We start from the raw sequence: 12,679 nt of genomic DNA on the forward strand, positions 1-12,679 counted from the left end.
CGCTGCTTGCCGGCGGGAGGCACGGCGGACGAACGCGGGGTGGAGGGCTCCAGCACCGACTCGCGATTCGGCTTCTTGCCGTCGAGCAGGTCCTTGATCTCGTCGCCGGACAGCGTCTCGAATTCGAGCAGGCCCTTGGACAGCGTTTCGAGATCCCCGCGCTTCTCGGTGAGAATGCGGGTCGCTTCCTTGTAGCCATCCTCGACGAGGCGACGCACTTCCTGGTCGATCTTCTGCGCGGTGGCTTCGGAGACGGCCTGGGTGCGGTTCATCTGCATGCCGAGGAACACCTCGTCATTGTTGTCGCCATAGGAGACCGTGCCGAGCTCTTCCGAGAGACCCCAGCGTGTCACCATCATGCGCGCCAGACGGGTCGCCTGATCGATATCCGACGAAGCGCCAGACGTGACCTTGTTGCGGCCGAAGATCAGTTCTTCGGCAACACGGCCGCCCATCATGATGGCCAGGCGCGAGGTCATCTGCTCCAGCGACATCGACATCTTGTCGCGTTCCGGCAGCTGCATGACCATGCCGAGCGCACGGCCGCGCGGGATGATGGTGGCCTTGTGGATCGGATCGGTAGCCGGGACATTGAGGCCGACGATGGCATGACCGCCTTCGTGATAGGCCGTCAGCATCTTCTCTTCCTCGGACATCACCAGCGACTTGCGCTCGGCGCCCATCATCACCTTGTCCTTGGCCTCCTCAAATTCGCTCTGGGTCACCATGCGCTTGTTGCGGCGCGCGGCAGTGAGAGCGGCTTCGTTGACGAGGTTCATCAGGTCGGCGCCGGAGAAACCCGGAGTGCCGCGGGCAATGGTCTTGAGGTTGATATCCGGCGCCAGCGGCACCTTGCGGACATGGACCTTGAGGATCTGTTCGCGACCGACGACATCCGGATTCGGCACCACGACCTGACGGTCGAAGCGGCCGGGACGCAGCAATGCGGGATCCAGCACGTCGGGGCGGTTGGTGGCGGCGATCAGGATCACGCCTTCATTGGCTTCAAAACCGTCCATCTCGACCAGCAGCTGGTTGAGGGTCTGCTCGCGCTCGTCATTGCCGCCGCCAAGACCGGCGCCGCGATGACGACCGACGGCGTCGATTTCGTCGATGAAGATGATGCAGGGCGCGTTCTTCTTGGCCTGCTCGAACATGTCGCGGACGCGGCTGGCGCCGACGCCGACGAACATTTCGACGAAGTCCGACCCCGAAATGGTGAAGAACGGCACATTGGCTTCGCCCGCGACCGCACGCGCGATCAGGGTCTTACCGGTGCCGGGAGGGCCGACCAGCAGCACGCCGCGCGGAATGCGGCCGCCGAGGCGCTGGAATTTGCCGGGGTCGCGCAGGAATTCGACGATCTCCTGCAGGTCCTGCTTGGCTTCATCGACACCGGCGACGTCTTCGAACGTCACGCGGCCATGTGCCTCGGTGAGCATCTTCGCCCGCGACTTGCCGAAACCCATCGCCTTGCCGGCGCCGCCCTGCATCTGGCGGGACAGGAAGATCCAGACGCCGATCAGCGCGATGAAAGGCAGCCACGAGACGAGCAGCGAGACGAACCATGGCACGTTATCGCCGGGCGCCTTCGCGGTGATGGAGACCTTGGCGTCATACAGGCGCTTGATCAGCGTCGGGTCCGACGGCGCGTAGGTGTGGAAGGTGGAGCCGTTCACATAGGTGCCGTTGATCTCCGGCCCCTGGATGACGACGTCGCGCACCTTGTTCTGATCGATATCGGTCAGGAGCTGCGAGAACGGAATATCCTGCGAAGCAGCGCGCTGGCCCGGATTCTGGAACAGCGTGAACAGCGCCAGCAACAGCAGCACGATAATGACCCAGAGGGCGAAATTGCGCAGATTCGCGTTCATCGATCTTCCTTCGTCACCGCTGAAATGCGCGGCTCTCTTCCCGTGATACGCCACAAGGCGATCACCCTGGGTCAGTCTGATGCAATTTAAGTGCGACCGGCGCCGATGCCAAGGGAACTGGGACGGACTATTTAGCGCATCTAGGCCTATTTCCGGTTGAAATGATGGCGGCGGCGGCCCTCATCTTCGCAGGTGGTTAAGGCCTATTGCGCGCAACCACGCGCCGCGGCGGCGCCGGCGCAATCTTCAGCCGTGTGCGAGTGAGCGAAATCACCGCGCCAGCGAGGGTTTGTTTCAGCAGAATACCGTTTCCGCCCTGCTGCATCGCCTGTTCCATGGCCAATGACAGGCTTTCGACCTTGCCAAGCTCGGCAGGCCCTTCATGGCCGACCTCGTTGAGCATGCGGAGCAACAAGCGGACCCGGATTTCTTCCGCAAGGCCCAGAAACGCCTCCGCATCGATGGCCTCCGGCGAGCGGCCGGGATTGCGGAGGGCCAGGAAGCGCTCGGCCCCGTCGGTCATCAGGTCGAGCGCGGCATCGGCGCGCGCCATCCGCGTCGCGAGGCGCTGCAGAGTGCGGGAATCCATGCCTTCGGCGGCAAGATCAGGCATCAGCGCCCGCAGCCGCGGCCGGGTGAAGTTCGGATCTGCATTGGTGGGATCGACGACGAAGCCAAGTTTCGCCTTGCCGAGCGTCGCGATCAGTTGGGATTTCGACACCTGCAGCAGCGGACGCACGATGCGGATGCCGTCGCGCTCGGTTTCCATGCTCATGGCACCAAGACCGGCCAGGCCGCTGCCGCGGGCCATCCGCATCAAAACGGTCTCGGCCTGATCGTCACGCGTATGTGCCGTCATCACATGAGCAGCCCCCGCTTTTCGCGCGGCATCGGCGAGCAGCGCATAACGCGCCGTGCGCGCTGCGGCCGGAATTCCGCGCCTGGGCTTGTCGCCGGTCCAGCGCATGGTCCGATGCGGCAGATCGAGCGACGCCGCGAGGCGCTTCACGTCGCGCGCCTCGCGTGCCGATTCCGGGCGCAATCCGTGATCGACCGTCACGACCGTCAGCACGGGCCCGCGCTTCAGGCTGCGCCGCCAGCGCGCGGCGAGCCACAACAGGGCGACCGAATCCGGGCCGCCCGATACGGCGAGAATCAATGCCGGCGCGTTCGCCCAGGGGGCGAAGAGTTGCTTGGCCTGTTGGGCCGTGATCGGCAGATGGTCGTCGTCAGACATGGTGCCTCTGAAGTACGATCCTCCGACATCGAAGGGAATGAGGCGCAATACACCTCTCCCCACCGGGGAGAGGTCGGCGCGTAGCGCCGGGTGAGGGGGCTGCCGCACGCGATGTCATTTATGGCGCCCCGCACCCCCCCCGCCTCGCCCGGGGGCCACCTCACCCGCCCGGCTTCGCCGGTCGACCTCTCCCCGGTGGGGAGAGGTGACGAGCGCCACCGCACTTCTTCAGCGTTGCAGAACAAGCATTAGCACTTGTTGCGCTTCTGCTCGCGGTCGACGCCCTGCTTCACGCCGGTGGAGGCGCGCGGATATTTACGGGCGACTTCGCCGAAGGCAGCGCAGGCCGCTTCCTTTTCCTTCAGCGCGGCAAGCGACTGGCCGAGGCGGAGCAACGCATCCGGCGCCTTGGCTGAGGTGTCATATTTGCTGGTGACGCCGAGGAAGGACTGGGCGGCATCGCGATATTTCTGGCGCTGGAAGTAGCTTTCGCCGAGCCAGTATTGCGAATCCGCGATCATCGGATCGTTGGGATATTTCTGGCTGAAATTGCGCATGGTTTCTTCGGCCAGCGCATAGTCGCGGCGCTGCATATAGCCGAGGCCGAGATCGAATTCGTCCTTGGGAGTCGCCCCCGGCGGCAGCGTGGTCAGAGCCGGCGCGGCGCCCTGCCCGGCATTGCCGAGCGGCAGCGGTTCGCCCGCTTCGCGCCCACCGGGCACGCCAGCCGGCGCATTGGCCTGCATCGGCTGCTGTCCGCCGCCGAGCGCGCGCGGCACGCCCGGCGCATTCGGATTGGCGCCCGGATCGAATGCATCGTTGCGACGGCCGCCACGCGGCGCCGGCGCGGGATCCTGTACGATCGGAGCGGGAGCAGCGATCGGCGGCTGTTGCGCGTAACCACCCTGCGGCGCGATCTGCTGCGGGCCCGGCTGCGCGACCGGCGCTGCGGCCATATTCGGACGGGCGCCCCCGGCAGGCGGCGCGCCGCCGCCGGCCTGCAACTGGCGCAGTTGATCCTCGAGCTGACGGTTGCGATATTGCAGCTCTTCGTTCTGGCCGGTCAGCTTGCGCAACTGGTTTTCGAGCTGCTCGATCCGCATTTCCGGATCGACGCCGCCATCCTGCTGGCCATAGGTCTGCGGCTGCCGCTGTTCCTGCTGCTGCTGTCCCCAGAACTGCGCCGAGACCGGCGACGCCGAGGCAAGGATTGAAGCGACAAACGCGGCACCGGCGAGCGACTGGAATTTGAATGACATCTTGGCCTGAGCGATGACTGAAACGCGCCTGATTGGCGCTCAAAACGATGAGTGCTGCACTACGCCAGAATTGTGACTGAGGGCAGCGACAAAGCCGCCTACAGACACAAATAACCAGACACAAAAACGGCGCCTGCCCGATCAGGCAGACGCCGTCATTGATATCACATCGAGCAGCGTTACGCGCCGGCGTTGAGCACGGTCACCGCGCGGCGATTCTGCGACCAGCACGAGATGTCGTTACACACCGCGACCGGACGCTCCTTGCCGTAGGAGATCGTGCGCATGCGGCCGGGATCGATGCCGCGCGAGGCGAGATAGCTGCGCACCGACTGGGCGCGGCGGGCGCCAAGCGCGATGTTGTATTCACGGGTGCCGCGCTCGTCCGCATGGCCTTCGATGGTGAAGGAATAGCGGTTGTACTGCTGCAGCCACTGCGACTGCTTGTCGAGGGTGGCCATGGCCTGCGGCGACAATTCGGTCTGATCGCTTTCGAAGAACACGCGGTCGCCGACATTGACCACGAAATCCTGCTGGCTGCCCGGCGCGGCATTACCTGCCATCGCACCATCGGCGCCGCCGAGACCGTTCTTGTTGGCGCAGGCACCCATCGAGAGCGCCACAACCAACACGGCAGCCAGTTTCAATCCCTGGAGGATACGCATTTGCTGAACCATTCCCGGAGCCTCCACGCTCACGCTTTAACCAACTGTCATTCGGTCTACAGGGCGTTGGTTAAGCGAACGTTCCGTCAACCTTGACGAGGTGTTGCCAAAACCGATCAAAAGCCACAGGCCGCCAAAAAGCACCGACGTGGTTAATGCTTTGGAAATATGGCGCGACGGTGAAGCGAAAGCGGATGCGTCTGATTTTTCGCGAGAATTCGCGAAAAACGGCCGCCACATCTCTGTAGCGACCGCCTGGTGTCGACAACCGGATCCGTGGCGGGCGTCGTTTACTGCTGATGCGCCGACGTGGCGTGGCGGAGCTGGAACTCGGAGCTGTGCAGATCCGGCGCGAGCGGCTCGCTCTGGCGCTCGAACAGCGCCCGCCGCTCGAACTGGCTGGAGCGGAAATACGGGTAACGCTCGAAGATCTTCTCGCGAACCATGTTGAAATCCGCCGCCATCAGGCAAAGCGGCTTCACCAGCGTCGGATAAGGCCGCGGCTCACAGAGCGGCGTCTGCAGGAACACGCGGCGATAAAAGGCCCGGTGCTCGGCCCGGACGGTCGCGGTGCCGATATCGGCATTGAAATAGGCGCAGGCGACGTAGCCAAGGCGTACCGTCAGATATGGCAGTTCTGGAAACTTGGTGCGGTTGGACGGATCGGCCACGAAACGGTTGGGATCGACGATGGTCTTGCCGGCCTCGATCTGCGGACGCAGCATGTCGCCGAAAGCGTCCACCGCCGGAGTGTCCGGATTGTCCGGGGAGCCGACGCTGATGCGCAGCGAACTCGCCAGTTCGCCGTCCATATAGATGCCGAACGTCCAGGAATTCGGCATGTCGTCGAAGCGGTCCTTCAGCCGACGCTCGGTCCGCGGCTCGATGGCGCCTTCGTGCAGATAGGCCCGGTAGCGGAGGCTATAGATGGCTTCTTTTTCGGCCTCGGTTTCGGCTAGGCGGTAGTCGACCCTGTCCAGAATATCTTGATGGCGCGAGGAAATTTCCGTCACTTGATCGGCCGCAGCCATCATTCCATCTCCACGCGCACGAAACGCCACCAGTATTTGAGTAAGGTAAAGATTAAAGCTTTCTTAAAAGTTGTCAAAGGTTCTGCCGTAACTTGGTTAACCTTTTACCAACGGTCGGCAGATGAGATGAATCGTGCCGGCTTTATCTGTGCTTGGAGAATTTCAGGCCGTGGTGCGGGCGGTCTCGGCGTTCAGCTCGGGTTCCTGCTCGACGCGGCGTCCATGCGAGGCGTCCAGCAACTGGCGGATGCGCGCGGCGGGCACCGGGCGGCTGAACAGATAGCCTTGGGCCTCGCTGATGGTTCCGTCGGCGCTGATCAGTTCGAGCTGCTCGTTGGTCTCGATGCCCTCGACCACCACAGTCATACCGAGATCCGTGCTGAGGCGCGCGACGCCACGCAGCAGCGTCAGCGGGCGCTGGGTATCGATGCCTTCCAGGAACGAGCGGTCGATCTTTACCTTCTGCAGCGGGAAGTTATGCAGATAGCTGAGGCTGGAATAGCCGGTGCCGAAATCGTCGAGCGAAATCCGGCACCCGGCCGCATGAAGCTGCGACAGGGCGTCGTGGGTCCACTGCGTATTGCGCAGCAGCGACGATTCGGTGATCTCGATTTCCAGGCGATGAGCCGGCAGGCCTGACACTTCCAGTGCGTAGCGCACTTCGCTCAGCACATCGCGCTGATGGAATTGCTGCGACGAGAAATTCACGGCGACGCTGACCGCGTCCGGCCATTTCATGCACTCGATACAGGCCTTGCGCAGGATCCAGCGGCCGAGATCGACGATCAGGCCCATGTCTTCCGCGATCGGAATGATATCTGCCGGCGAGACCGTGCCGCGCACCGGATGATTCCAGCGCAGCAACGCTTCGCAGGTGGAGATACGGCCGGACTTCAGATTGACCAGCGGCTGGTAGTAGATCTCGAATTCCTCGTCGGCGAGCGCCTTGCGCAGATCGAGCTCAAGCACGCGGCGCGCCTCGACCGTCTGGGCCATTTCGTCGCGGAAGAAGCAGAAGGTGCCGCGGCCGGATGCCTTGGCGCGATAAAGCGCCATGTCGGCATTCTTGAGCAGATGGTCGGCACTGACGCCCGGTTCGGTGAGCGCAATGCCGATGCTGGCGCCGATCTCGACCTGGTGATTGTCGATTTCGTAGCGCTCGCTGAGCCGCTCCACTATTCGCATGGCGAGATCCGCCGCGTCGTGATTGGCCTTGATGTTGCGCTGGAACACGACGAATTCGTCGCCGCCAAAACGCGCGACGAAATCGTCCGCCCGCAGCATTTCGCGCAAACGTTCCGCCACCATGCAGAGCAGCTGGTCGCCGCAGGGATGGCCGAGCGTGTCATTGACCTGCTTGAACTGATCGAGATCGACGAACAGCAGCGCCGACATGGTCGCCCTGTCGCCCATCTTCAGCAAGCGCCCGATCTCGTTGCGGAAACTCATGCGGTTCGGCAGGCCGGTCAGCTCGTCGAAGCGCGCCATGTGGCTGATGCGGGCTTCCGAATTGCGGCGTTCGGTGATGTCCTCAAGCAGCACCACGGTGCCGCCGCCGGACATCGGCTGGAATTTCCACGACAGCGCGCGCTCGAGATCATGGGCATGATCGAGCGTGGTGATCTCAGCCGCCTTCGAACTTTCGATTTCGGCGACGATGGTCATTCCGCTCGCCGCCGAGACGGTGCCGGCATTGACGCAGAGCGAGACCATTTCGCGCATGCTGATGCCGCTGCGGACGGCGAGATTGCCGGTGATCTCCATCATCTCGGCGAAGCGGTTGTTGAGCACGGCCAGGCGGCCGTCCGGACCGAACATGCAGAGCCCGTTCGGCATGTTGTTCAGCGCGGTGTCGAACTGGCTGGCGATCGAGCCCACCCGTTCCGTCGCCAGCAGGGCCTTCACATAGACGTCGTGCAGCCGCAGCGTAATGCGGCGCAGGCCGATGAAGAACAGCACGTTCAGGAAGGCGAAGCCGACATAATAGAAGTCGCCATGGATGATCAGCGCCGCGGCCATCGGTCCGCAAGCGAGCAGAACCTGCAGCTGCGCGATCTTCGGACGTCCGTAGGTCCGGCCTGCACCGGCGGCGATATAGGCGACGGTGACGGCGGTACCGAGCATATGCGCGACCGGATCGTCGCTGCCGAGCAAGACGACCCAGCACCACAGGCCGAGCGACGCCGCATAGAGCGAGCCGCCGATCATGTAGTTGCGTTCCCACTGGACCGCCTCGTCCGGCGTCAGCGCGGTTTCGCGCTTCTCGTATTTGCTGAGTTGCAACGCGCGTAGCGCGCCGATGAGAATGATCAGCCCGGCGCATGGCCACAGCAAGGGGTTGCCGGTCTTGACCGCAGTCATGACGGCGCCAGTGCCGGCACAGACGGCGCCGGCCAGCATCGGGATGGGATTTTCGAACAGGGAGTCGACAAGCGCCGTATAGATCGACGGCGACATCGACTTGCTATTCGTCCGGCTATGATCGGCGAGCTGCATCGGGAGTTGGCGCGTCCATTTCAGCGCACATTGGTACCGGGTCCTGATGAACTCTTTCTGAGGGAACATCCTTAGCGAACTGTTTACGGCTCGGCATAAACAGCGAATCTGCCTGTAGATTCAGCGCAGTGGGCAAAGATTGCCGGTAAACACCGGCAATCCGCATAAGGCTTTCAACAAAGCCTTTACGATAGCAGGGGCGACCAGGCGGGGTCGGAGGCAAAGCCCGGGGTCGGGACCTTCAACTCGTTGCGGCCGGAGACGTCCACCGTATAGAGCGACGGGCCACCGCCGGTATCGCGGAAGAACATGATGACACGGCCATTCGGCGCGAATGTCGGGCCTTCATTATGATAGCCGGAGGTGAGAATGCGCTCGCCCGAGCCATCCGGCTTCATGATGCCGATGGCGAACTGGCCGCCGCCCTGCTTGGTGAAGGCGATATAGTCGCCGCGGGGCGACCAGACCGGCGTCGAATAGCTGCCTTCGCCGAACGAGATGCGCTGTGCGCCGCCACCGGTGGCGCCCATCACATAGATCTGCTGCTTGCCGCCGCGATCGCTCTCGAAGCAGATGCGCGCGCCATCGGGCGAATAGGACGGCGAGGTATCGATCGCCGGGGTATCGGTGAGGCGCGTGGTGGACTTGGAGCGCAGGTCCATGACGAACAGGTTGGAATTGCCGCCCTGCTGCAGGCTCATGATAACGCGCTGGCCATCCGGCGAGAAGCGCGGCGAGAACGACATACCGGGGAAGTTGCCGACGATCTCGCGCTGGCCGGTCTCGATATTGAACAGATAGACGCGCGGATCGCCCTGGCCGAACTCCATATAGGTGATCTCTTGCGTGGACGGCGAGAAGCGCGGCGTCAGCACCAGATCGGCACCGCGGGTGAGATAGCGCACATTGGCGCCGTCCTGATCCATCAGCGCCAGACGCTTGACGCGGCGCTCCTTCGGCCCGCTTTCATCGACGAACACGACGCGGCTGTCGAAATAGCCCTTTTCGCCAGTCAGGCGCTCATAGATCTGATCGGAAATGATGTGCGCGATGCGGCGCCAGTATTCCGGCGAGGTGAAATATTGCTGGCCGGCGAGCTGCTGGCCGGTGGCCACATCCCACAGGCGGAATTCAGCCTTGAGGCGACCGTCGCCCTGCCGCGTCATGCGGCCGGTGACGAGCGCCTGCGCATTGACGGTCTTCCAGTTCTGGAAGTTCGGCGGCGCGTCGATATTGACGGTCTTCTCGACGAAGGCTGCCGGATCGATCGGCGCGAACAGGCCGCTGCGCTTCAGGTTGTTGGTGATGACCTGGGAGACGCCGTTGCTGACTTCGTTGTCGGACCCCGTACCGGCGTTGAAAGTCGGGATCGCGATCTTCATCGGCGCGACGTCGCCGCCGGTGATGGTGACGCGGGCCTGGCCGAAGGCTGAGCGCGCGCCGGTGCCCGCGAGCAGGCCGAGCGATCCGATGCCCGTGAGGATCTGGCGGCGGCTGGGGCGCAACAGTGTCTCCCGAAATTCGTTATCTGAGGTCATCTCTACCGGGTTTTTCATGTTGCGGGCTTCAAATTGCAATGCGCGGGTCACGTGATTTTTTCGGTGAAATACGGGTTGAACGACTTCCACTCGTTGAAGAATTGCGGCGGCAGCTTGTAGGGCTGGCAATCGATGATCGCACGTAAGCCGCTCTCCTGATAGACGCGCTGATAAGGCGTCGAAGGGCGTCCAATCGCCGTCGGCGTAGCTTCCAGAGTGCCATCCTGCTTGAGCCGAATGCTGAATTCGGCCTCGACCATCTGGGCCTCGACGCCACCATATGGCTTCTTCCAGCAGCGATCGACCTGCGACTTGAACATCGCGCCCCAGGTGGCGACGTTGCTCGCGGCATTGCCCTTGGCAAGCCCCAGCGCCTCGTTCGGATTGAGGTCGGAGCCGGTCGCCGACGTCCGGGTCGGATCGCGCTTGTCAATCAATGCTGCGATCTTCGACTGGTCGAACACGCGCTCGGCCTTCTTCGCCTCTTCGGCCTTGGCTTTTGCTTCCGCCTTGGCCTTAGCCTCCGCGTCGGCCTTGGCTTTGGCCTCTGCCTTTGCCTTGGCTTCTGCTTTTGCCTTGGCCTGCGCTTCAGCCTTTGCTTTGGCTTCCGCAGCAGCCTTCGCGTCGGCCTCGGCCTTTTCCTGAGCCAACTCCTTGGCCTCGGCCAAAGCAGCGGCCTTCGCTTCCGCCTTGGCCTTGGCATCTGCCGCAGCTTTGGCTGCGGCCTCGGCCTTGGCAGCCGCCTCCGCCTTGGCTGCTGCTTCGGCAGCGGCCTTGTCCTCGGTCTTCGGCTGTTCCTTCGGCGCGACTTCGGTGATCACCGGCGCCTTCTTGTCGTCGATCTTGCCGACCGCATCATCCGGCGGCTTGGCTTCGGCGATCTTCTCGACCTTCGGCTTCGGGTTGTCCTTCTTGCCGGTCTTGGCGCCAGCCATGGCCTTGGCCAGTTGATCGTCGGAGATCACGTCGACGGCGACGGAATCCTCCGGCATCACTTCGAGCGCCTTGGAGGAGAAGGTGAACAGGCCCCAGCCGAACACCAGCGCATGCAGGATGATCGATGCGATGAGCGTCTTGTCGACTCTCGCCATCAGATCCCTGAACTTGCTTGTCTCCTGCTGCTCCACGATCTTACGATCCCTGCTCCGGCAAGATCACGATATTGGCCTTGAAACCGGCGGCACGCACAGTGCCGAGCAGCTTCATCATATCCGTGTAGCAAACGTCGCGATCGCCGCGCAGGAACACGGTGTTGTCCGTTTCCGAGCGCGTCGTGCGGAGTGCTGTGATCTTCGCAGCCAGTTCGCTCTGCGGCACCAGGGCGTCGCCGATATAGGTTTCGACGGCCGAATTGCAGCTGCCGCCGATACGCTTCACCGAAACGGTGAGCGGCGGCGTGTTCTGCGACATCGACTTGCCACCGCTGGCGATGGGCAGATCGATATCGATGGTCGAGGTCATCAGCGGCGCCGAGACCATGAAAATGATCATCAGCACCAGCATCACGTCGACCATCGGCGTGACGTTGATTTCGGCCATGACAGCAGCACGCCGGCGTCCCCGCCGGCCACCGCCCCCACCGCCTGCTGCTGCATTCATCCCCATGATCGGGCGCTCATCGCAAGGTTCAATTCACTATCCATCAAGCGCGCTCGTCGATCTGGCGCGACAGGATGGCCGAGAACTCGTCGGCAAATCCCTCCAGGCGCTGGGCCTGCCGGTTCACTTCTGCCGTAAATTTGTTGTAGAAAATGGTCGCCGGGATGGCGGCGATAAGGCCGATGGCGGTGGCGAACAGCGCTTCCGCGATGCCCGGCGCGACCACGGCAAGCGATGTGTTCTTCGAGGCAGCGATCGCCTGGAAGCTCGACATGATGCCCCAGACGGTACCGAACAGGCCGACGAACGGACCGGCCGAACCGACGGTTGCCAGCACCAGAAGCCGCCGCTCCAGCCGCTCGACCTCGCGGGCGATGGAGACGTTCATCACTTTGTCGATGCGCATCTGCAGGCCGGTGAAGGACCGCGCCTGGCTCTCGAAGGAGCGCTTCCACTCGCGCATGGCTGCGACGAAACAGGCGGCCATCGACTGGGTCGGCTTGGCGGACAGCGCGCGATAGAGATCCTCAATGGACTCGCCCGACCAGAAGGCCTGCTCGAACCGATCCATGGCGCGCTTGGTACGCGAATAGAGAAAGATCTTGTCGATCGCGATGGCCCAGACCCAGACCGAGCAACCGATCAGGCCGAGCATCACAGCCTTGACGATCCAGTGCGCCTGCAGGAACAGAGCGATCAGCGATACGTCGGTCGACACCAGCGGCATGGCTGACTGTGCGACATCCGGATTCATGAGTAGTATCCTCTCAACGCAAATTCCCCTGTCGATCGACATCCCGCCAATCGATCATGCAGTCACGCGCTGAACCGGGCGCGATAGCGCCTGGGCATATCCTTGTTCAGTGCATGGATGACCCGTCCGAGGCCGGGCCCTCAATTCCCTGCCAACATGTCAAAACAAGGGCTTCGCGCGCATTTCTGCGGCTCTTACCAGAGCCCGGCTATGGTTAATGTTGCGT

10 protein-coding genes are annotated in these 12,679 nt (G+C 63.0%); all 10 read right to left on the bottom strand.

The window, feature by feature from the left end; all coding sequences use genetic code 11:
• A partial coding sequence (gene ftsH / locus ACIQ2A_RS23290) for an ATP-dependent zinc metalloprotease FtsH (RefSeq protein WP_398483902.1) occupies window positions 1-1,874 on the bottom strand: 1,874 nt, incomplete at its 3' end.
• Between the two features lie 196 nt (window positions 1,875-2,070).
• Window positions 2,071-3,111 (bottom strand): tRNA lysidine(34) synthetase TilS, encoded by a 1,041-nt coding sequence (tilS, locus tag ACIQ2A_RS23295; protein ID WP_398483905.1) that lies wholly within the window; start codon window positions 3,109-3,111, stop codon window positions 2,071-2,073.
• A 248-nt stretch (window positions 3,112-3,359) separates the two neighbouring features.
• Window positions 3,360-4,370, bottom strand: coding sequence for a tol-pal system protein YbgF (gene ybgF, locus ACIQ2A_RS23300; protein ID WP_398483907.1), 1,011 nt, complete (start codon window positions 4,368-4,370; stop codon window positions 3,360-3,362).
• Window positions 4,371-4,549: 179 nt separating this feature from the next.
• Window positions 4,550-5,047: a peptidoglycan-associated lipoprotein Pal gene (pal, locus tag ACIQ2A_RS23305; RefSeq protein ID WP_398483909.1), complete on the bottom strand. Its 498-nt coding sequence runs from the start codon at window positions 5,045-5,047 to the stop codon at window positions 4,550-4,552.
• A gap of 278 nt (window positions 5,048-5,325) precedes the next feature.
• On the bottom strand, window positions 5,326-6,066 hold the full coding sequence (locus ACIQ2A_RS23310) for an N-acyl amino acid synthase FeeM domain-containing protein (protein ID WP_398483911.1): 741 nt from the start codon (window positions 6,064-6,066) through the stop codon (window positions 5,326-5,328).
• 162 nt (window positions 6,067-6,228) lie between these two features.
• Window positions 6,229-8,562, bottom strand: coding sequence for a putative bifunctional diguanylate cyclase/phosphodiesterase (locus ACIQ2A_RS23315; protein ID WP_398483913.1), 2,334 nt, complete (start codon window positions 8,560-8,562; stop codon window positions 6,229-6,231).
• Window positions 8,563-8,747: 185 nt separating this feature from the next.
• The gene (tolB, locus tag ACIQ2A_RS23320; RefSeq protein ID WP_398483921.1) at window positions 8,748-10,100 is read right to left on the bottom strand and encodes a Tol-Pal system beta propeller repeat protein TolB; all 1,353 of its coding nucleotides are present in this window, start codon (window positions 10,098-10,100) and stop codon (window positions 8,748-8,750) included.
• Between the two features lie 47 nt (window positions 10,101-10,147).
• On the bottom strand, window positions 10,148-11,191 hold the full coding sequence (gene tolA, locus ACIQ2A_RS23325; protein ID WP_398483915.1) for a cell envelope integrity protein TolA: 1,044 nt from the start codon (window positions 11,189-11,191) through the stop codon (window positions 10,148-10,150).
• A gap of 40 nt (window positions 11,192-11,231) precedes the next feature.
• The gene (locus tag ACIQ2A_RS23330) at window positions 11,232-11,705 is read right to left on the bottom strand and encodes a biopolymer transporter ExbD (RefSeq protein WP_398483917.1); all 474 of its coding nucleotides are present in this window, start codon (window positions 11,703-11,705) and stop codon (window positions 11,232-11,234) included.
• Between the two features lie 37 nt (window positions 11,706-11,742).
• The gene (tolQ, locus tag ACIQ2A_RS23335; protein ID WP_398483919.1) at window positions 11,743-12,453 is read right to left on the bottom strand and encodes a protein TolQ; all 711 of its coding nucleotides are present in this window, start codon (window positions 12,451-12,453) and stop codon (window positions 11,743-11,745) included.
• Between the last annotated feature and the right edge of the window lie 226 nt (window positions 12,454-12,679).

It is taken from the genome of Tardiphaga sp. (assembly GCF_044336785.1).
In the GTDB taxonomy this organism is placed as follows: Bacteria; Pseudomonadota; Alphaproteobacteria; order Rhizobiales; family Xanthobacteraceae; genus Tardiphaga.